At 63.0% G+C, this 19,892-nt stretch carries 16 protein-coding genes; 10 read left to right on the top strand and 6 right to left on the bottom strand.

Annotated elements, in window-relative coordinates:
- Positions 1 to 5 precede the first annotated feature (5 nt).
- Positions 6 to 1,262 carry a hypothetical protein gene (locus ACILSQ_RS04565; RefSeq protein WP_395742403.1) on the bottom strand — a complete coding sequence of 419 codons (1,257 nt, stop codon included), beginning with the start codon at positions 1,260 to 1,262 and terminating at the stop codon, positions 6 to 8.
- Between the two features lie 93 nt (positions 1,263 to 1,355).
- On the opposite strand from ACILSQ_RS04565, the gene ACILSQ_RS04560 reads away from it, so the two are divergent.
- Positions 1,356 to 3,047, top strand: coding sequence for a 4-alpha-glucanotransferase (locus tag ACILSQ_RS04560; RefSeq protein ID WP_395742402.1), 1,692 nt, complete (start codon positions 1,356 to 1,358; stop codon positions 3,045 to 3,047).
- An 87-nt stretch (positions 3,048 to 3,134) separates the two neighbouring features.
- Here the strand turns inward: ACILSQ_RS04560 and ACILSQ_RS04555 are convergent, their stop codons facing one another.
- On the bottom strand, positions 3,135 to 7,784 hold the full coding sequence (locus ACILSQ_RS04555; protein WP_395742401.1) for a protein kinase domain-containing protein: 4,650 nt from the start codon (positions 7,782 to 7,784) through the stop codon (positions 3,135 to 3,137).
- Between the two features lie 559 nt (positions 7,785 to 8,343).
- On the opposite strand from ACILSQ_RS04555, the gene ACILSQ_RS04550 reads away from it, so the two are divergent.
- Genes ACILSQ_RS04550 through ACILSQ_RS04530 form a run of 5 tightly spaced genes read left to right on the top strand, consistent with a single transcriptional unit; the run spans position 8,344 to position 12,694 of the window.
- Positions 8,344 to 9,048, top strand: coding sequence for a TenA family transcriptional regulator (locus tag ACILSQ_RS04550; protein ID WP_395742400.1), 705 nt, complete (start codon positions 8,344 to 8,346; stop codon positions 9,046 to 9,048).
- Complete coding sequence (locus ACILSQ_RS04545; RefSeq protein WP_395742399.1) at positions 9,045 to 9,977, top strand: fatty acid desaturase family protein; 933 nt, start codon at positions 9,045 to 9,047, stop codon at positions 9,975 to 9,977. Before ACILSQ_RS04550 ends, ACILSQ_RS04545 begins: the two co-directional genes overlap by 4 nt.
- An 11-nt stretch (positions 9,978 to 9,988) precedes the next feature.
- Complete coding sequence (locus tag ACILSQ_RS04540) at positions 9,989 to 10,795, top strand: phosphatase PAP2 family protein (RefSeq protein WP_395742398.1); 807 nt, start codon at positions 9,989 to 9,991, stop codon at positions 10,793 to 10,795.
- Positions 10,767 to 11,786, top strand: a complete 1,020-nt coding sequence (locus ACILSQ_RS04535; protein ID WP_395742397.1) for a DUF3419 family protein — start codon at positions 10,767 to 10,769, stop codon at positions 11,784 to 11,786. The genes ACILSQ_RS04540 and ACILSQ_RS04535 overlap by 29 nt, the downstream gene beginning before the upstream one ends.
- A complete protein-coding gene (locus ACILSQ_RS04530) occupies positions 11,783 to 12,694 on the top strand; it encodes an N-acetyltransferase (protein WP_395742396.1) in 912 nt (303 codons plus the stop codon). Before ACILSQ_RS04535 ends, ACILSQ_RS04530 begins: the two co-directional genes overlap by 4 nt.
- Positions 12,695 to 12,867: 173 nt before the next feature.
- Here ACILSQ_RS04530 and ACILSQ_RS04525 read toward each other — a convergent pair whose 3' ends face one another.
- The gene (locus ACILSQ_RS04525; protein ID WP_395742395.1) at positions 12,868 to 13,560 is read right to left on the bottom strand and encodes a L,D-transpeptidase; all 693 of its coding nucleotides are present in this window, start codon (positions 13,558 to 13,560) and stop codon (positions 12,868 to 12,870) included.
- Between the two features lie 263 nt (positions 13,561 to 13,823).
- Between ACILSQ_RS04525 and ACILSQ_RS04520 the strand changes: the two genes are divergently transcribed.
- Both ACILSQ_RS04520 and ACILSQ_RS04515 read left to right on the top strand, forming a co-directional pair.
- Positions 13,824 to 14,450, top strand: coding sequence for a hypothetical protein (locus ACILSQ_RS04520; protein ID WP_395742394.1), 627 nt, complete (start codon positions 13,824 to 13,826; stop codon positions 14,448 to 14,450).
- 14 nt (positions 14,451 to 14,464) lie between these two features.
- Entirely contained in the window at positions 14,465 to 14,797 is a 333-nt protein-coding gene (locus ACILSQ_RS04515) for a YbjQ family protein (protein ID WP_395742393.1), read from the top strand.
- 6 nt (positions 14,798 to 14,803) lie between these two features.
- On the opposite strand, the gene ACILSQ_RS04510 is transcribed toward ACILSQ_RS04515, so the two are convergent.
- Complete coding sequence (locus tag ACILSQ_RS04510; RefSeq protein WP_395742392.1) at positions 14,804 to 16,186, bottom strand: alkaline phosphatase family protein; 1,383 nt, start codon at positions 16,184 to 16,186, stop codon at positions 14,804 to 14,806.
- 98 nt (positions 16,187 to 16,284) lie between these two features.
- A complete protein-coding gene (locus tag ACILSQ_RS04505; protein ID WP_395742391.1) occupies positions 16,285 to 17,652 on the bottom strand; it encodes a PQQ-binding-like beta-propeller repeat protein in 1,368 nt (455 codons plus the stop codon).
- Between the two features lie 65 nt (positions 17,653 to 17,717).
- On the opposite strand from ACILSQ_RS04505, the gene ACILSQ_RS04500 reads away from it, so the two are divergent.
- Complete coding sequence (locus ACILSQ_RS04500) at positions 17,718 to 18,806, top strand: hypothetical protein (RefSeq protein WP_395742390.1); 1,089 nt, start codon at positions 17,718 to 17,720, stop codon at positions 18,804 to 18,806.
- The gene (locus tag ACILSQ_RS04495) at positions 18,803 to 19,651 is read left to right on the top strand and encodes a phytoene/squalene synthase family protein (RefSeq protein WP_395742389.1); all 849 of its coding nucleotides are present in this window, start codon (positions 18,803 to 18,805) and stop codon (positions 19,649 to 19,651) included. Before ACILSQ_RS04500 ends, ACILSQ_RS04495 begins: the two co-directional genes overlap by 4 nt.
- 25 nt (positions 19,652 to 19,676) lie before the next feature.
- On the opposite strand, the gene ACILSQ_RS04490 is transcribed toward ACILSQ_RS04495, so the two are convergent.
- Positions 19,677 to 19,892, bottom strand: a 216-nt coding sequence (locus tag ACILSQ_RS04490) for an IS4 family transposase (RefSeq protein ID WP_395742388.1), incomplete at its 5' end; no start/stop codon positions are given.

Below are 19,892 nucleotides of genomic sequence, written 5' to 3'. Positions count from 1 at the left end.
CCCCCCTACCTCCACCAGGAGGGCAGATCCGTCATCGTGTCCTTGAGGATGCCGCGGATCGCCACGCGTTCCGCGGGGGCGAGGTGCGCGTGCTGAGCGTCGGGCTGATCGCGCAGGTAGAGGGCCATGTGGTAGTACACGCGTTCCTTCAGCTCCTTCGGCGCGGCCTTCCAGGTGTCCGTGTAGAGCATGTAGCTGCAGCGGTGTTTGAACATGCGGGTCTTCAAATCCAGGTCCTTTAGCGAGAGGCCCGCCTTGGACACCTTGCGGTCGCGCAGGAAATCCCGCACGTAGGCGGGGTCGCCCACCATGCCCTTGGCCGGAAATTTGGCCTCGTCGGCAAAGACCGTGTAGCGGGCGATCTCCTGCGCGCGCTCCTCGATCTCCGCCTTCGCAGCGGTGTCCAGCAGGCCTTTGTTTTCGCTCTTGAGCTGGCGCACGGTGTAGATGGCATAGACCAGCCGGTTTTCGAAGCCCATCTGGTGCTCGTTCACCAGATTGGGCAGGATGTCGCTGGTGGGCAGAAGGTGGAGGCCGAGGTCGGAGTACTGGCCGGGCTCCACGGGCACGATCTGGTTTTTTCCCGCGTTGGGGATGCCCATCACATTGGCGTGATTGTGAAGGAGATTGTGCTGGCCGGTGAGGTGCCAGCCGCCAAAGCGGTCCTCCAGCGGGATCTGGTGGCCCTGCACGTCCCGGCGGTAAGTCTCCAGGCTGGAGCCCGCGCGCGAGACCAGCAGGGACTCCGCAATGAGCCCGGGCAGGCGCCGCGTCGCATTGCCCGCGTGGCAGTTCATGCATTTGGTGGAGCGCGTGACGTTCGGCACCGGCCCGCCGGGCCGCAGCCGGTCAAAGACGTAGAACATCGGCCCCATCTCCGGGTCTGCGGCGATGATTTCCACCAGCCCGCCCGGCACCCAGCCGAGGTAGGTGTCTTCATTGAAGTACAGGGCGCGCGGGTTGCGCGGGTTGATGATCTCGCTCTGCAGGGAGCTGGCGGAAAACACCAGGATCTGGGAGCTCACGGGGATGTTCAGCGCCTCCAGCAGGCTGGTCAGGAAGGCCTTGTCGTTCGTGGTGTCCAGCTTCAGCTCGCCTTTCCGCGCCTTTTCCTGCAGTTCGGCAAAGCGGTCCTTCGGCTTCCATTCCAGGTAGGAATGGGGCGGCTCTTTGAAGTTGATGACACGCGGCGCCTTGGTCTCGGCGGCCGGGGCGGCGGAGACCAGCAAAAACAGCAGCATCGGCAGGGTTTGGGAACGCATTGTGCTCTATACGCTTGCCAAGTTATTCAAATCGCAGCACACAACCACTAAACATTTGTCATCCGATCTGTCTGGTTCGTCATTTCCCTTTCCATGCCCACCCTCCAGCCCCGCCGCGCCGGCATCCTGATTCCCGTTTTTGCCCTTCGTACCGCCGAGGACCTCGGCGTCGGGGACATCGGCGGTGTGCGTGAGCTCATCGACTGGGCGGCGGACACCGGCCTCGGTTTCGTGCAGTTTCTGCCCATCAACGCCACCGGCAGCGACAGCAGCCCCTACAACGCCATCAGCTCCGTCGCCCTGGACTACCTGACCCTGGAGCTCTCCCCGGCGGCGGTGCCTGAGCTGGACGAGAAGTTTTACAGCACCATCACGGGCATCCTGCGGGTGGACCTGCTGCGGCACGGCTCGGTGAACTACCCGAAGGTGCGGCGGCTCAAGCACACGCTGCTGCGGCGCGCCTTCAGCCAGGTCGAAAGCCAGCCCGCGCGCATGGCGCAGTTTGAGGCTTTTTGCGAGAAGGAGGCCTCGTGGCTGGACGACTTCTGCCTCTTCAAGGTGCTCATGGAGGAGCACGGCCATGAGGACTGGGCAAACTGGCGCGACCAGGTGAACACTGCCGCCAAAGCCCGCGCCTGGCGCGATGCCCAGGGGGACGAGATCGACGACCGCATCCTGTTTCACGCCTACGTGCAGTGGCTCTGCTTCACCCAGTGGGGCGAGCTGCGGGCGTATGCGAACGGCAGGGGAGTCAAGCTCATGGGAGACATCCCCTTTGGCATCTCCTGGTGCAGCGCGGATGTGTTTTTCAAGCCTGAGCAGTTTGACCTGGAATGGTGCGGCGGCGCTCCGCCGGAGACCTACTTTAAAGACGACTACTTCGTGCAGCGCTGGGGGCAGAACTGGGGCATCCCCCACTACCGCTGGGACGTCATGGAGCACGGCGGCTTCCAGTGGTGGCGGCAGCGCACGCAAAAGCTGACGGAGGTTTTTGACATCTTCCGCATCGATCACGTGCTCGGCTTCTACCGCATCTACAGCTTTCCCTGGCGGCCCACGCGCAATGCGGAGTTCTGCTATCTCACCGACGAGGAGACCAAGGCGCTCACCGGCGGACGCCTGCCGCACTTCATCGAAAACGCGGACGACACGCCGGAGCACAAGGCCGCGAATCTGGCGAATGGTGACAAATACCTGCGCATGATCCTCGATGCCGCCGCAGGCAGGGCCGAGGTGGTGGCGGAGGACCTCGGCACCGTGCCGGACTACGTGCGCCCGCACCTGCTCAGCCTGGACATCCCCGGCTTCAAGGTCTGCCAGTGGGAGCACAATGAGCAGGGCCGCGTGGTGATGGGCGCCACCTATGACAACTGCGCCTTCACCACCTACGCCACGCACGACCATGAGCCCATGCGCACCCACTGGGAACACCGCCGCCGCGATGCCTCCAGCAGCGACGAAGCCGAGCGCGCCCTGGGAAACAAGGAGCTGGGCGACCTCGCGGAATTTTCCGGCCTGCGCTTCTCCGCCGAAGGCTGGCCTGAATACGACGCCCACATCCGCCACGCCCTGCTGGAGGCCCTGCTGACCAGCAACGCCCGCTTCGCCGCCTTCATGCTCACGGACCTCTACGGCCTCGAAGACCGCTTCAACGTCCCCGGCATCGCCGCAGACAGCAACTGGAGCGCCCGCCTGCCCATGACCGTGTCTGAGCTCCGCAACGCCCCGCCATGGAAGGAAGAAGGCGACTGGCTGAAGAAGGCCATCAAGGCGGCGGAGCGGTGACGTTGTGCCGCTGCGCTCGCCGGATCAAACAAACATTCTTTCTGAGAAACAGTCTAAGTGTAGGCTTTTTTTGGGGGGCATTCTCAGCTACGGCTTTACTTCGACGATTACTTCGACGTCAGGACGTGCTTTTTTGAAGTCGTTGATTGCACTTTGGGGCAGTTTGTGGGTCAAAATGAAAAGCTTCTTGAGTTTTTTCAACTTGCGAAGCTCCACCAGGATCACCGGCGTCAGGTTCGGGCCGCCGATCATGAGGTCTTCGAGCTTGCGCATGCTGCGCAATGGCACTGCCACGGCATCGGTGACGGGAGTGTCATAAATGTGCAGCCTGGTGAGTTGGGGCATTTTTTCCGCGAAGGACTGCACGGCCCTGTCCGTGAGAGCGGAACATGCGCGAAGTTCGAGCCCATGCAGCCCCTGGAAGCGAGTGGCAAAGGCCTCCCAGTCCGCGTCAGTCCACTCGCGAATGTCCGAGCACAAAAATTCCTCCAGCGATGGCTGTGGTGGCAGGCTCATGACGAACTGGTAAAAGGTTTTGGCTTTGTTGGCGCCATTGCCCGCAAGATGCAGCCGCATCAGCTTTGGCAAGGTCCCAATAACACTGGCATCGCCGCCCATGCCCACGTTGTACTCCAAAACCAGGCGTTCCAGTTTTAAGAACTGGTTGAGCTTCAGGGCGGTCAAAGAGCCGCTTGAGAGGCTGGCCTGGTGGATTTGCAAGTCATGCAAATCGGCGAGCGTCGAAACCGACTCCCAGTCTGCCACTGGAGCACCAGACATGCCCCCCAGGATGAGCGTTTCCAGCGCAGGCAACGGCGCAAGATCCTTCAGGTGAGAAATAACGGAGTTATTGTCCCTCATTTCAAGGCGTTCAAGGGAGGCCAGACGCTGAAGCGGGACAAGCGTCGTGATTTGCCGCGGTTTGTGAATCCTCAGCTCTTGCAGGGCAGACAGGCGCTCCGAGATGCAGCGGATGTCTTCGTCATCGAGCGCCGCGCTCATTTGCAATTTGGTCACCGCAGGCAGCAGTGGCAACTGCCGGAAAGTCCCTGGTGCCCGTGCTTCAGTGCATGCCTTGATCAATTCCTCGTCGCCCCCTTCCAAAATCAACAACTGCTTGAGTTTGGTCATGCCACGCAGCACCGAAAAATCGGCAAATTTGGTTCCCTTCAGTTGGATTTCTTCCAGATCGGTCTGTCCCAGCAACCACTCGGGGTTGATGTCCACTTTGTCGGCGATGACGTTTCTTACGATTATTTTCAGCAGCTCAAATTTGTCAGATGGGACTTTGTCGTTTCTCTGATGAGTTAACGTCAGCGGTTGCTGGCCGATCCGAATCACAATTTCGCCATCGTTTTGAGACAGTGCCCAGTCGGCCAGTTGTCGGGTGTAGAGCGGGCGCGGCGGGGGCTCAGTGAGCGCCGCAGGAATGGGCTCTGCCGGAGGAAGGTTGGGCTGGTATTTGCCAGGCTTGTCGTTCTTGGGAGTGGCGGCGGGCGGCGGCATGGCCGCAACTGGCTTCGAGTCAGCCGGGGAGGGCGGCGCATCAGATGTCGCAGACTTGTCCAGCGCCTCCCGTACTGAGCGTACGGCGGCGGCGTCGGAGATGCGGTTTTGCTTGGTCAAATCCGTCTCCAGTTTTTTGAGCGCGGAGTCGTACTGTTCCGTCAGTGTCTTCTGGTTCTCCATGCGAGCGGTGTCCAGCTTGTCCATGGCGGCGCGGTATGTGTTGCGCAGGGGTTTGAGAACGGCTGGGTCAGTACTGTCATCTCCCAGCAGCGGCTCGCTGGCTGCCGCCCGCTTTTTTTCGCTGTTGAGCGCCAGCACGGCATCCAGATCGCCTGCTTTCTGGTGGCGGGGCAGCTCGCGATTCAGTGCGCTGATGTAGCTGGTGTTGAGTTGTTTCACCCCTGCTTCGAAGGGGGCCGTTACGCGCTCGGTTGTCAGCCCGTCCATGCGTTTCTGGAGTTCGGTGAGTTCTGGAGGCAGCGCCGCCTGCGGTGCGGCTGTCTCCGGGGGCTTCATTGGGACAGGTGGGGGACTGGAGGCCGCAGCTACCAGAGGAGGTGTGGGCTGCTTCACAGCGGTGGCAGGTGCGGTGCTCACGTTCGGCTTCTCGTCCCATTCGCACACATAGCCTGTTCTCCAGTTGCCGGGCAGCCCCCGGCCGCTCACCTCAGGCTGGTCCCACCATTTGCCAGGCTCCCGTGTGGTCAGCAGCATTGCGTAGTTCTCCCCTTCAGAGCCGGAATTGTTCGGCTGGCCGGTATCCCAGTTTGAGTAGCTCACGGGAGATCCATCGCTCCAGATCCAGCGTCCTTCCCGGGCCTCATCTGTCGCGCCAAGCCAAAGACCGTCCACGGCCCTCCCTGCGGCCAGTTTCAAGAGGAAATCGTTTTCCTCTTTCGAGCGGACCTCGGCCAGTCTGCCTTTCTGTGCCGCGCATTTCGTTTTGGCCGCATGCCAGTCAAGGTGCTCCGCATAAAGTTTATATCGTTTCGTGCCAAAGACCACCGGAGGTGAGTTGGTGTCGGCAGCGCCGCTGCCCTGCATCATTGCGACGGGCTGCATTTTTTCCACGGGCTTGATGGCGAGGATGTACTTCGGGCCGATGACAATCTGGATGGCATTCTTGGCCATGCGCTCACAAAACGAAATGTTTGGAACGTTTGGCCCTTCTTTGCCGCCCACAAAATACCACTTTTTCGCCGCGTCTTGGAACGCGGCAAAGCCATACTGGGAGCTGAGGTTGGTCAGCCCTTGAATGTTCAGTTTGTTTGTCTCCAGTGATGCTGTCCGCAGGCTGCCCCACTCTGTGGTGCGCCCGTTGCTTTCCACGACGTATCCCCCGTGCGAGGGATGGCACACGGCATGGACTGTTGCAGTGCTCGTTACGGGCTTTGGAAGATTATCCTTCGGTGCGTCGCGGCCCCAGGTTACCAGGATTCCGTCATCGCGCAGAGCACATGCGTAGGTATCTCCAAAGCCGATGGATGTCACATGGTTGAGGTTTTTGGGGATTTGCTGAATCAGTCTGGCCATTGCATCGTCCTCCACGGCCCAGCAAAACACCGTCCCGTCACGCTGGAGACCCAGAACAGCGCCTGAGTGACCGTCATCGTCGGTGCTGAGGGACGCAAATGAGGATGCGGCTGAGACGGGTTTGGACCATTTGCCAGCCTCTTTTCCGAGGATCAGCACGGAGCCATCGGATCGCAACGCGAAGGCTGTACGGCTGCGGGCTCCCACGAGATGAACGACATCTCCTGTGGCAGCGCTCATTCCCTCAAGCAATTCTTTCTTTCCCCAGGACGTCACGCGGCCGTTCCGGTGCAAGGCAAGTACGATATTGCCCCCGTCTGCGAAGGCGACCTGCACGACGTCGTCCATCCCGGCGGGTATTTGGGTGATGGGGTCTGCAGGATCAATCGGCTCGCCAGTGCGCCGCCAGACGAGGACCTGGCCGGCCTCAGACGGGCGCGTGGGCAGAGGCAGAGGGAAACGTGACGGTGAAGATGATGAGGTGGAAGCTGGAGGGCTCGGAGTTGGCGAGACCGAGAGAGCTGGAGTGGAAGAGGCGATGGCCGGGGTGGCTGGCGAAGCAGGCTTCCTCCCCTCCCATAGGAAGAAGGCTCCGATGCCGAGTGCGGCAGCCACGCCGAGGCCGATGAAGAGCGGTGTCTTGGATTTTGCAGGCGTGGCAGCGATGTCTTTTCCGGGCATCTGGGGCTTCGCGGCGGCGGCGGCTTCAGGGCGTTTTTGCGGCGGCCTGCCGGTGGGCTTTTGCGGCAGGGACTGCTGTGGTGCGGCGGCTTGGCCGGGCGGGCGGCTTGGTGCCTGGGGGGCTGAGAGAATGGCATCAAGATCCTGCCGGATCTCCCCGCTGCTCTGGTACCGCGCTTCGCGGTCATACTGCATGGCCTTGGTGATGATCTGGTCAAAGCGGCGGTCCGTCCCTGGGCTGAGCACGGAGGCGGGCTGCCAGGCTCCGCGCGGGATCTGCCCGGTGAGCATCTGGTAAAGCATGACGCCCACGGCGTACAAGTCGGCACGACCGTCCACCTGCGCACCGGGCATGAGCGCCTCTGGCGCGACATAGTCTGGCGTGCCCATGGCCATGCCGGTTTTGGTGAAGCCGCTGCTGCCGGCCTCTTCGGCCTTCGCAAGGCCGAAGTCCGCCACCTTCACGGCTCCCTCGCGGTTGATGAGGATGTTGGCAGGCTTGATGTCGCGGTGGATGACACCGTGCTCATGCGCATACTTGAGTGCATCGCATACATGCGCGGTGATGGCCAGCGCGTGATCCGGCGGCAGCCTGCCCTGGGAGGCGATCATCTGCTGCACATCCGTGCCATCGACAAATTCCATGACGATGTAGAGCTGCCCTTCGGACGTTTCTCCAAAGTCATGCACGGCCACGATGCCGGGGTGCATGAACTTGGCCATGACCCTGGCTTCGTTTTTGAAGCGGTCGATGTAGCTGGGGTCCTCCTCCTCCAGGCCCGGGGGCAGAATTTTGATGGCCACCGTCCGGTCCAGGGACTTTTGTTTTCCTTTATAGACCGCGCCCATGCCGCCACGACCCAGCATGCACTCAATTTCATAGCCCGAGAGCAGCTCTGCCAGCCGTTGCGGTGTCGGGGGCTCCCAGCGGAAGCCTTTGCCGCCGGTGGTACGCTGATAACCGGCGGGGGTGGATTCACCGGGAGAAGCAGGATCAGCGGTGTCTTTGCTCATGATAAAGAAAAGCAGTAAAACAAGCGGTTCTTATGGGGTGGCCCTTGGGAATCAAGAGAAATAAGGTAGGTGCAAGGCCTATTTTGAGACTGTCGCGATGCAGGCGCGCAAAGGGATGGGAAACATCGCTTCGATCAGAGAGGCTGTCGTCTGGACATGCCATTTGCCATGACCGTGGCGGAGCCGCGCAACGCCCCGCCATGGAAGGAAGAAGGCGACTGGCTGAAGAAGGCCATCAAGCGGACGGAAAGGTGAGGGGAGGTGGTGGGCGGGAAGCGCAGGGTGGGTGTGATGACCGCGGATAAGGGCAAAAAGATGAGGGGCAAAAAAATCAGAATCTGAAGGTCGGGGAGAAATCTTTTTGCCTTTTTTGGGAGCTCTGTCCTTCATCAGTGGCCGGCATGTCCCAAAGTGTTCCCGCAGATTGATCCGACTTCTGAATCTGTGGGAGAAAGAAACCTGAGGATGATGAACTTTTCGCCCCGGGCTGGCAGCCCATGTCACCAACGGCACCAAAAATTTGCTGGAGATCGGGATGGGGCTTTCCTAGAGTTGCGCCATGGAGGACCTACCAGGCTGGGTGGCTGCACAGACGAAGGCGCGGAACATCTTGAAGAACCGTTATTTTTCCGCGCTGGCGGATGGCGCGATGGGTCGTGAGCAGTTCCTGGCGACTCAGCAGCAGTTCTTCTTCGCGGTGCGGTATTTTTCCAGGCCCATGGCGGCGCTGATGGCGCGCATGCCCTCCTCGGTGCAGCGGCGGAGCTTGATCCACAATCTGGCCGAGGAGCACGGCTTCGTGGATGAAAAGGCGGCGGTGTTTGATCCGGCGCTGGCCCATGACATGACCTTTCTGCGTTTTCTGGAAACGCTGGGCGTGACGCGCGGGGCGATGAGCCATGTACGCGAAGAAGAGGCGGTGAGGGCTTTTAACACGAGCCTCATGGGCCTGTGCCTGATGGAGCGCCCGGAGGTCGCCTTTGCCTGCCTGGGCATCATCGAGCAGGAATTTGCCGGCATCTCAGCGCGCCTGGGCCGCACGGTGGTGGAGCGCGGCTGGGTGCCGGCGGAGAAGCTGGTGCATTACAACGTGCACGAGGAAATCGATGGCCGGCATGCGGCGGAGTTCTTTGACTGCGTGGCGGAAGCCTGGGCGGCAGGGGGCGGAGACCGCGCCGCCGTGCAGGACGGTGTGCGGCTGGGGCTGCATGTCTTTGACCGGCTCTACGAGGATCTTTGGGACGCAGCCGCGGCACCGCCATGAACTCACTGCCACCTGATCTCCAGCGGCGCTGCCATGCGCGCTCCGCCGCGCGGCACGTCTGGCGCGCGGCCGCCTTTCTGGCGCTCTATGCCATGGGCGCGGCGGGGGCCGTGTGGCTGGTCTCCAGCGCGGCGGGGTGGTGGAAGTGGCTGCTGGTGGCGCCGCTGTATCTTCTCGCGGCAGGATCATTGCACGGCATCAGCCTTTTCACCCATGAGGCGGTGCATGGCACGCTGGCGCGAAACCGCGTGTGGAACGGGGTGCTCGGCGCCCTGTGCGCCATGCCGGTGCTGCAAAATTTCTCAGCCTACCGTGTCCTGCATTTGAACCATCATCAGCACCTCGGGGAGGCGGGAGACCCCGATCACTACGCCAACTACACACGCTGGACGTGGATGGTCTTCATCATGAACTGGCTGCGCCTCCTGGTGGGCTACCCGGTTTACATCACGGCCATTCCGGTCCTGGGATTCAAGCAGGGCACGGCGCGGGACCGCGCGGGCATCGTGGCGGAAGTCTGCGCCACGGTGTTTTTCGCCTGGCTGGTGTGGCGTCATGTTCCCACGCTGTGGCTGTGGCATGGCTGGCTGGTGCCCATGCTTTTCATCAACACCATGGTGAACATCCGCGGCATGAGCCAGCACACGCTGCTGGAGCACGCGAATGATGAAGTGCGGGGCACGCGCACCATTCTGACCAGCCCGCTGGTGCGCTTCTTCATGTGCAATGAGAACTTCCATCTGGAGCACCATCTGTTTCCCGGCGTGCCCTGGCACCACCTGCCGCAGGTGCACGCGGCGCTGGCCCCGGCCCTGCGCAAACAGGGCGCGCCCTACATCAGCTCCTACTCGGCCTTTGTGCGGGAGTTTTTCATTCATAGCCTGCGGCGCAGCCCGCTGGGGTGGAAGGGGGCCGGGAAGCACTCGTGACGGGGCGGCGCGTGCAGATTCATGAAGGGCTGTATCTCGGCTTCGGCGTGGTGCTGTGCGTGGCGCTGGCCTGCCTGCATGGCTGGGACGTGCTGCTGCTTGAAGTGGCGGTGCTGACCTGTGGCTACGCGCTGCTGGTGCGTACTTCGGCAGCGGGCGGCCGCATGCGCCTTGCCGGTGCCTATGTCGCAACGTGGGCGCTGTATGCCGGCTCGTCCATGCTGGTGGAGGCGCTGGCGGTGCCGCTCCGCCATCATGAGCTGCTCGCCGCGGATGCGGCCTTGTTTGGCGTCTCCCCCGTGCTGGCTCTGCGGGGCGTGACCGCGCCCTGGATGAATGACGTGCTGAGCGCGGGCTACATGAGTTATCACGTCTATCTGCACTGGGCGCTGCTGCAGGCCTTCATCCAGGACGGTCGGCGGCTGCTTTTCAGCTCACGTTTGTTCACGGCATTTGCGGTGGGGTTTGCGGGCTACCTGCTGTATCCGGCGGCACCGCCTTTGACGGCCTTTCCAGAGCTGTTTTCCGCCCCGCTGCCGGGTGGTCTGCTGACCCATTGGAATGAACAGATCAACCACGCCATGGCTTCGCGCTACGATGCCTTCCCCAGCCTGCATGTGCTGATCACGCTGACGCTGCTGGCCTGGGACTGGCGGTGCTTTCGCCTCCGTTTCTGGCTCATGCTCCTGCCCTCGCTGCTGATGCTCGCCGCCACGCTGGTGCTGCGGCTGCACTATGCGGTGGATCTGCTGGCCGCCGCGCTGTTGTTTCTCATCCTTCACTTTGCTCATGGCCGAACCAAACTCCACTCCCGCTGATGCCTGGGCCCGCGAGGCCGCCACTCTGCCGCTCGCCTTTGCGCAGGTGCGTGAAGACCCGCGTCTGGATGTGGAGCTCGCGGAGACTCTGCCCGCGGGTGCCGTGGTGGTGATGATCGCCTCGGGCGGCGAGACGCTGGTGCAGCTCGCGCGGCTGCCGCTGAAGCGCATCCACGCGGTGGACATGAATGCGGCGCAGCTCGCGCTCTCAAAGTGCAAGCTGCACCTGGCGGCCCATGCCAGCGCTGACCAGGCGGCGCGGCTGCTGGGGCATGAATCAATGCCGCTGGCACAGCGTGGCGAGGAGCTGAGGCGGTTGCTTGGAGCACTCGCCATGCCGGAGGATGTGTTCGGGCCCCTGGACTTGGTGGCTGCCCACGGGCCGGACCACGCGGGGCGCTATGAGCGTTGTTTCGCGGAACTGCGGCGCGTGCAGGCGGCGGGGGCGGGGCTGGATGCCGCCCTGGCGGAGGTGATGGCTCTGCCAAATCTCGTCGCGTTGTTTGGCCATGAGGCGGCGCAAAATCCGCGACGGCCTTTTCACGAGCACTTTGCCTGGCGCACCCGCGTGGCCCTCGCGCGTCATGGGGCGGAGACCAATCCCTTCCTCCGGCAGATGTATGAAGGCAGCTTTGCTTCGGAGCACCGCTACGACTGGCTGCACACGGCCGCTGCGCCACGTGCGGAGGTCGTCTGGCATCAGGGCCGCATGAGGGAGGTTCTCGCCAGCCTTCCTGCAGCCAGCACGGATATGGTGCATCTCTCGAACATCCTCGACTGGCTCTCTCCGGCGCAGGCAGGGCAAACGCTGGCCGCCGCCGCCAGGGTTCTGAAGCCCGGCGGCAGAGTCATCCTGCGGCAGTTGAATTCATCCCTCGACATGGATGCACTCGCTGGAGCCATCGCGTGGGATCATGAACTGGGCCGCGCCATGGAGCAGCGGGACCGCAGTTTCTTCTACCCGCAAATCCTCGTCGGCAGCCGCGCATGAAACTTCACCTCCTGCACGAACCGCCCCCGACATGGCTGGGAGAGGCGCTGGAGCGCTTTGAGCGCCAGTTTGACTATCCTCTGGGAAATGGCGCACGCTTCAGCATCTCGCACGGACGCGACTACCTGCCTTTCTTTGCCGCCATGGGAGATGCGACCGTCATCGTGGCGGAAGCCGGCGGCGTGGTGCTCGGCACGCTGGCGCGCGTGGAGCGCTGGATGCACTGCCCGCACACGGCGCCACACCCCAGGCGCGTGCACTATTTGTGCGATCTCAAGGTCAGCCCCTCGGCACGCGGCAGCCGCGTGCTCGCGCATCTGCTGCGGGAAGCCCGGCGGCAGATCATGAGCAGCGGCGCCCATGCCTGCTACGGCATCGTGATGCACGGCACCGGAAGGCGGCCCACGGACTACACGGGAAGGCTGGGCATTCCGGCTTTTCAGGAGCTGGCCCAGATCGTCGTGCTGCGGATTTCTACCGGCCAGGCAGCATCGGGTACGTCCACCGCGCCAGACGCCTCCACCCAAGCCCCCGCCTGCATCCTCACCGGTGGAAACCACGCGCTGCGCTCCCTCATGACGCCCCTGCGGATCGCCGGCGCCGCCTGGCTGGAGGACACCCGGCGCGGCAAACGCCTCTGGACCGACGAAGGCACCGAGATGCTCTCCGCCCACCTCTCCGGCTTTCGTTTCAGCCATCCCACGCAAGGTGCCGCGATCATTCGCGAGGCCCTGCTGGCCGCCAAGGCCGCAGGCATGCCCGCCATGTTTGCCGCCGTGCCGCAGTCACAGGCCGCGCCCTTGCTGCAGGAAATACCCGGCCTGCAGGCTCTCCAAGCCCCCGCCACCATCTACGGCCACGACCTCGAACCCGCCCACGACTGGTGGGTGGACACAGCAGAAATCTGAGTCCCCTGAGACGCTTCCCCACGTCCCAGAAATCCTCCCACAGATTCAGGAAAGCCGCAGATGGATCCAAACAAACATAAAAAATCCGCGGGTTCCCTGAATCTGCGGGAAAAACAAATCCGAGTTCCCCCCTCAGTCCCGCCCATGCTGTCAGCCCAATTTCACGCACACACTCACGGCAGCCCCCACGCCTCTCTCAGCGCCGCGTAGTCCGCCTGCGGCAGAAGCACGTAGTGCGGCGATGCGCTCGGGTCCAGCCAGCGCAGCAGGCGGGTCAGATCTCCCTCGGCCATGGTGGTGCAGCCCGCGCTGGGCTTGTCCGGACCGCGGCGCACGTGGAAAAAGATGGCGCTGCCGTAGCCGGGGGCGGCCGGCTGCTGGTTGTGCCGGATTTCCAGCATCCACTTGTAGGCGGCGTCTCCGAGCCGCATTTTTTGTTTTTCAAACCACGGCGGGATGCCCTGGCGGGGATCAATGCGGACGTGGCGGTTGTAATACTGGGGGAGGGAGGAGTCGTCCACATAGGCGTCCCAGGGCCCCACCTGGATGTAGGGCCAGCGGGCGCCGCCCGGCGCGGTGGGGGCATAGCCAAAGAGGGAGCCGAGCTGGAAGACGCCCGCCGGGGCGCGCCAGTCCTTTTCCACCTTGGGGGGGATGCCGTTCTGGGGCGGGGTGAAGACCCCGCGCCCCCACGCCAGCCCTTTCCTGCCCAGAAGAACGGGGATGGTTTTTTCAAAAACTGCCTGCCACGGCGCCCCGGCGGAGGCGCGCTGGTAGCACTGCATGGTGGCGGTGTTGGAATTCCAGGTGGCCGCCTGGGAAACGATGACCTGGCGCACAGCACGACCGAGCTGCGCGTGGGACATGGAGGGAGCCAGGGCAAAAATACTCAGGCCCAGCACCGAAAGAAAAGCGGCCTTTTTTTGATGAAAAACTTTTTGGTATTGCATGGCGAACCTGTTTCCGAATATATTCAATAAATCAACCCTGCCGGGTTAATTGGATTCAGGTTTTGGGGGTTTTTTTCCTGAGCTCCGAGTTCCGGCAGGGTTGTTTTTTTTGTCCCGGCCACCCCTCGGATGAATCTCGGGCATTGATTCGCGTCCAAGGCGTTCTAAAAATGATCCCCATGAACTTTCGGTGTCTTTCAGCCATTCTCGGTGCCGCGGCCTGCCTCAGCCTTTCGTCTTGTTCCAATTCCTCGGTCATCAGCCTGGACTACGTGCCCCAGGCCGGACGCATGCTGCGTGGGGCGCCGGAATTCGTCGCCGGGGAGTTCAAGGACAAGCGCGGTGAGCAGGCCCAGACGCTGGGGCATGTACGCCTGCCCATCGGCCCGAGCGTGGACACCATCCAGACCCGCCTGCCCGTCAGTGAGGTGGTGCGGAACTGCTTTGCCTACGCCCTCGAAGCCCGCGGCATGCTGGCCACCGATGTGAAGGGCCGTTTCATCCTCACCGGAGAAATTCAGGACCTGCGCGCGCAGCTTCTCGTCCACCCCTACGGCTATGCCCGCATCCGGGTCAATGTGGTGGAGGCCATGTCCGGCCGGGTGATTTTCACCCGCGTCTATGAAGGCGAGCGCCAGAGCAATGCCTACCGCCCCGGCAGCGGCTCCCCCGTTCCCATTTTGCGGGACCTCACCTCCCGCGCCCTGCAGGACGCCGTGGATCGTGCGCTGGACGACCCCAGCATGCGCCAGCAGACGGGGGCCCACGCCGACGACCGCCCGCGCTACACGCCGGGCATGCTCTAACCCACACCGGCGTTATGCCTGCAGACATCCTCACCACCACGGCGAACTCCCTCACCGGGTTTCACGTCAATCAGGAGCTGGGGGTGGTGCGCGGCATCATCGTCCGCTCGCGCTCCATCGTGGGGTCCATCGGCGCGGGAATTCAGACGCTGTTTGGGGGGAACATCTCCATCTACACCAAGCTCTGCGAGCAGGCGCGTGCGGAGGCCTTTGAACTCATGAAGCAGCACGCGGAGGCCGTGGGCGCCAACGCCATCATCGCCATGCGCTACGATGCCACCGAGATCGCCCCCGGCGTGACCGAAGTCCTCTGCTACGGCACCGCCGTGGTGGTGCAGCGCGCGTGAGCCACGTTATTTCCCCAGCGCCTCGTCCAGCACCCGCCCATCCGCTCCAGGGAAGGGGATGCCAAGCAGCTTTGCCATCGTCGGTGTCACATCGATATTTTTGATTTCATCGAGCACCGCGCCCTGTTTCACGCCCGCGCCGCTGATGACAAACCCGCCGTAGAGATTGGGATCCGTCTGCAAATGACCGTGCGCTCCCTTGGGCGGATCGTTCGGAATGATGACGTTGTTGTCGGCGAGGGAATCGGTGAAGGTGTAGCCATCGGCGGCCAGCAGCACGAGATCCGGCTCGCGGCCGTCCTTGGCGGCGGTGACGTGGTGCAGCTTCGCATCGAAATCTTTGGCCTCCACCACACCCTCCACGCCTTCCAGCTTCGCGAGCGTGGGTGTGATCTGTTTCAAGATGCTCTCGCGGTTCGCGTCATCCAGCACATACACAAAGCAGGCGCCGCCCTCCGCCATGGCAAACACCTGCGAGTCCGGCGCGAGGCTCTTGCCCAGCACGGCTTTGACAAAACCATCCTTCCGCAGCGCGGCATTGGCATTGATGGATTTCGTGAAGGTGACGAAGCCGTGGTCCGTGGTGATGACAAAAGTCGTCTTGTCCAGGATGCCCGCCTCCTCCACGGCACGGATGATGTCGGCCACGCGGTTGTCCGAATCATTCGCGGCCCAGTAGGCTTCCGCCACCTGGCGGCCGTGTGCATGCTCAAAGGAGTCGAGGCTCACCAGATGCAGCGCCAGGAAGTTGGGCTTGTGCTTCTTGATGATGTGCTGCGCGAGCTGGGAGTACATGTAGTCGCGCTGGGCCTTGCCGGGGTTGCCCAGTTTGCACCACTCGTTCTGCTTTTCGATGGGGATGCCCGCTGCGCGTGCCTCCTCCAGCAGGGAAGGGGTGCCGTATTTTTCAAACAGCTCCTGCTCAAACACATCCGGCACGGTCCAGTCCAGCGTCTTGGCTCCGCGTGAGGCAGGCCATATCACGCCGGCGGTGGTCAGGCCGGCCGCCTTGGCCGCATCGTAGATGGTCGGTGTCTTGACGATTTCTTCCTTGTTGAAAAGCGGGTCGGGAATCAGCGGGATCTTTTTCCGCGCAGCGCGGTCGAAGTACTCATTCGCCAGTACACCGTGCTTCGCCGGATGCACCCCCGTCACCAGCGTGGTGTGGTTCGTCCACGTCACCGTGGGGAAGGAGCACTCCATGCGCTTCGCACGCACCCCCTTGGCCGCCAGCGCCTTCACCGCGGGCATGTGGCACTTCGGATCATCGAAGTACTGATGAGCCCAGCCGTCGATGCTGATGAGGATGACGTGCTCCGCAGGCGCGGCATGAGCGAGTGAAGCGGCGGCGAGGAGGAGGGCGAGGGAGCGGTAGAGCATAAGAGACATGGAGTGGAGAAGTTCAGGCTTCGACAGCTCGTGCCGATGCGATCCTGTGGGTGATGGTGGCGCGCTGACCGAGAGCAGGAGCGCCCGTTGTGTACGTATCAGGGCAGCGCCTGTACTTTCTTCCCGATGCAGTACAGCTTGTCCTGCGTGCGGATGAAGAGGCACCCATCGCTCACCGCCACACTCGCGCGCACGCTGGCGGCGTTGCCATTCGGCTTGCTGCCGTTGCCCATTTCGTTCATGCCCAGCAGCTCAAACTTGTCCGTGTTCGCCTTGGCCACATAGACCTCGCCCCAGAAGTTGATGCAGTACACCTTGCCATCCACCACGGTCGGGCTGCTTTCAAACTTGGTCTTCCCGCCGAGTTCACCGCTCCACACCACCTTGCCGGTCTTCGGCTCCAGGCAGCTCAGGATCTTCTTGCCACCGTCGAGCACGTAAAACTTCCCTTTGTAAAAGGCTGGCGTGGGCACGTCGCTGGTCACGCCCTTCGGCTCCGTCTGCCAGACGGGCTTCGTCTCGCCTTTGGAATCGAGCGGCATGGCAAAGATCGGCGAGTTTTTCGGCGCGCACACGATCGCCATCCCATCGCCCACCACCGGAGAGGGCACCAGGCGGAAGAATTTGTTGTAGCCTTCACCGGGCGGATTCCACGTGGCGAGGCGGGAGAACTCCTTGCCCGTTGCGGCATCGTGAATCGTCAGCGTGTCACCGCCGGAGATCAGCATGAGGCGCTGGCCCTTGTAGGTGGTGAAGATGGGGCTGCTGAAGGCCTCCAGAGATTCCGTGGAGGCGAGGCTCGGGCGGATGTGCTTCCAGAGGTCCTTCCCGGTGGCGGGGTCCACGGCGAGGATGTAGCTGCTCATGTCCTTGCCCGCGGTGCCCTTTTCAAACTTGTCCTGGAATTTGAAGGACTCGTTGCGCTGCAGCACCTGGATGTACAGCTTGCCGCCGTCCAGCGCGGGGCTGCTGCCGTAGGTCCACTGCGTGGCAAAGGCGCCGTGCGTTTCCTTGAAGTCACGCTTCCAGAGGATCTTGCCGTTGAAGTCGCAGGCCGCGGCCACGGCGTTGGCAAAGAGGAAGTACACGTGGTCGCCATCCGTCACGGCGGAGGGGCTGGCGAGGTTGCTCTTGTCATCCCACTGCACCTCGGAGCCTTCGCTGATCGTCGTGCGCCACTTTTCTTTGCCGGTCAGCTTGTCATAGCAGAGGCCCACCAGCTTTTTCTCCGCATCGATGGGCGCGGTGATGAAGATGCTGTCCTTCCACACCACGGGCACTGAGGCGGAAAGGCCGGGAACATCCGCCGCCCAGCGCACGCCTTCGGTGGTGCTGAATTTCACCGGCAGTCCGGTCTCACCGGAGGAGCCGTCCTGATTGGGGCCGCGCCAGCTCGGCCAGTTTTCGGCGAGGGCTGCTGAAGTGAAGGACAATGCGGCAAGCAGGAAGGCGGCGGAGGATTTCATGGCGGAGTGAGAGAAGCGAATACGTGCTGGCATGTCGAGATGTTTTCGCGAATTGATCGTTAACTTTGAACCTGACCCACTGGCAAACGACCGCGCTCGCCCTTGCCGGCTTTGCCGCCGGGCTGCTGCTGCACCTGCGCTGGCACCCGCTGCGCAGGCATTTGTCTGACGCCTGGGATTTCCTGCGCCTGCACCCGGTGCTCATTCCACTGACCGCGGGCGCGCTGTTGCTGGCCGGCATGAGCGGCGAGGCCGCGCAGGCCCAGGCCTCGGCCCCGGCCACGCTGCAGCGGCTTTCGGACTGGCGGGAAATGATCCTGCCGCTGGCACGAGCTGCGCTGGCGCATCTGGCCGCGCTCCCGCACGCGCTGGTCCCGCCCTGGCCGCTGGCCTGCGTGGCGCCGGTGGCGCTCGTCTTTCTGACGATCCGCATCTGGCGCTGGCCCTACCGCTATGGCGAGCGCAGGCCGGGGCCCGAGCAGAAATTCTCCCTCCTCGCTGTCACGCTGGCCGGGTTTGCCTGGCTGGGGCTGGAGGCCGCCAGCGCGCGGCACATGCTGCCCGAAGGCACGGAAACTCTGAAGCTGGGGCTGCGCTACGCCTTCACCGCCCTCGCCGCCGCGGGCATGCAGGTCTGGCTGGTGCGCTTCGTCATGGCCTGGGAGCGGCCGCGGCAAACCGACGCTTCCGGCGATGCCGCGGCGGCGCTGGAGCAGGCCTTTGCCCGCTGGCAGGGCGTGGCCTTTCTGGCGGCTTTCAATCTCCTCTGGATGAGCTGGCGCTGGTGGCAGCTCAGCACGCCGCAGAGCATCGGCGCGTGGTGGTGGGTGGAGCTGCTCCTCGTTTTCGCCGCGCTGCCGGTCGCGGTCGCCGCCGTCCCCGGATCATTCTGGCATCAGGGCGCCAGCGCCCTGCACATTCTCTGGCGCGCCGCCATCCCGCTGCTGCTGCTCGCCATCACCTCCCTCGCCCTCTTCATTCTCGTGCTCTACACGGAGGAAATGGCGCGCGCCTTCTCTGTGGATTCGCCATTTTGGCGCATCATCCAGCAACCCCTGGGCGCATTGGTGCTTGCCATGCTCGATTGCTGGCTATTGCTAACGGCTCTCCTTCTCATGCTGCGCCTCGGCTTTTCACGTTCCACTTCCGCATGACCAGCGGCACGCTCTCCCCAGAACAGATCGTGCGCCGGGCGAAGTCGAATCTGGCTTTTGCGCTCGCATGCCTGCCCAAAGAGCGCCGCCGGGACATGATCGCCTTCTACGCCTTCTGCCGTGTGGTCGATGACATCGCCGACGACCCGGACAACTCCGCGGAGTCCAAGGAAAAGGAGCTCAATCACTGGAAGCACTGCGTGGAAACGGGCGAGCCGCCGGGGCACCCCGTGCTGGATGAGATGCTCCTGCTCCCGCAGAAATACGGCTTCCCCCGCGCCTGGCTCGGCGAGATCATCGACGGCGTCGCCAGCGACATCACCAAGACCCGCTACGAGACCTTTGAGGAACTGCTGGGCTACTGCTACAAGGTCGCCAGCGTCGTCGGCCTCGTCAGCATTGAGATCTTCGGCTACCAAAACCCCGCCACCAAGGACTACGCCATCAATCTCGGCTACGCCCTCCAGTTCACCAACATCATCCGCGATGTCGGCCAGGACGCGCGCGACACCGGCCGCATCTACCTCCCCCAGGCAGAGCTGCGAAAATTTGGCGTGCTGGAAAGCGAGATCCTCGACGCCCGCCCCAGCGAGCGCTTCATCAAGATGATGGACTTTCAGTACGCCCGCGCCCGCGCCTACTACGACGCCGCGCGGAAGTGCCTGCCCCCCGAGGACCGCAAAAACATGGTCGCCTCCGAGATCATGGCCGCCATCTACTCCCGCATCCTCGAAAAGCTCCGCCGCGAGCGCTACCCCGTCTTCACCAAACGCGCCCGCCTCAGCAAGCTCCACAAGATCTGGATCCTCAGCAGCCACCTGATCAAAGCGCGCTTTGGGAAGTGAGGAGCGCGGGCCTCCGAGCTGATCTTTACCCATAAGTCTGCTGGGTGCGAAGCCTGCGCCAGACAGCGGTGATTGTGTCGAGCTTGGTGAGCCCCTGCCAGAGCACCTGAGCTCCTGGGTGGCCGTCGCCCTTGCGTCCCAGATGTCCACCGAGACGGGCGATGCTTTTGACCGCTGCCCCCAGGCTCATCGGCGGGGCACTGTTAGTCTTCACGGGCTTCTTTCCTTCGCTTTCATACGC

Source organism: Prosthecobacter sp. (assembly GCF_044227185.1).
Taxonomy (GTDB): Bacteria; Verrucomicrobiota; Verrucomicrobiia; order Verrucomicrobiales; family Verrucomicrobiaceae; genus Prosthecobacter.
Note: the sequence above shows the minus strand (reverse complement) of the source record. Positions and strands in the feature narration are given on the sequence as shown.

Coding starts and splice junctions, on each gene's coding strand:
- ACILSQ_RS04565 (WP_395742403.1), bottom strand. CDS start 1,262: ATGCGTTCCCAAACCCTGCCGATGCTGCTGTTTTTGCTGGTCTCCGCC.
- ACILSQ_RS04560 (WP_395742402.1), top strand. CDS start 1,356: ATGCCCACCCTCCAGCCCCGCCGCGCCGGCATCCTGATTCCCGTTTTT.
- ACILSQ_RS04555 (WP_395742401.1), bottom strand. CDS start 7,784: ATGAGCAAAGACACCGCTGATCCTGCTTCTCCCGGTGAATCCACCCCC.
- ACILSQ_RS04550 (WP_395742400.1), top strand. CDS start 8,344: ATGGAGGACCTACCAGGCTGGGTGGCTGCACAGACGAAGGCGCGGAAC.
- ACILSQ_RS04545 (WP_395742399.1), top strand. CDS start 9,045: ATGAACTCACTGCCACCTGATCTCCAGCGGCGCTGCCATGCGCGCTCC.
- ACILSQ_RS04535 (WP_395742397.1), top strand. CDS start 10,767: ATGGCCGAACCAAACTCCACTCCCGCTGATGCCTGGGCCCGCGAGGCC.
- ACILSQ_RS04530 (WP_395742396.1), top strand. CDS start 11,783: ATGAAACTTCACCTCCTGCACGAACCGCCCCCGACATGGCTGGGAGAG.
- ACILSQ_RS04525 (WP_395742395.1), bottom strand. CDS start 13,560: ATGTCCCACGCGCAGCTCGGTCGTGCTGTGCGCCAGGTCATCGTTTCC.
- ACILSQ_RS04520 (WP_395742394.1), top strand. CDS start 13,824: ATGAACTTTCGGTGTCTTTCAGCCATTCTCGGTGCCGCGGCCTGCCTC.
- ACILSQ_RS04515 (WP_395742393.1), top strand. CDS start 14,465: ATGCCTGCAGACATCCTCACCACCACGGCGAACTCCCTCACCGGGTTT.
- ACILSQ_RS04510 (WP_395742392.1), bottom strand. CDS start 16,186: ATGTCTCTTATGCTCTACCGCTCCCTCGCCCTCCTCCTCGCCGCCGCT.
- ACILSQ_RS04505 (WP_395742391.1), bottom strand. CDS start 17,652: ATGAAATCCTCCGCCGCCTTCCTGCTTGCCGCATTGTCCTTCACTTCA.
- ACILSQ_RS04495 (WP_395742389.1), top strand. CDS start 18,803: ATGACCAGCGGCACGCTCTCCCCAGAACAGATCGTGCGCCGGGCGAAG.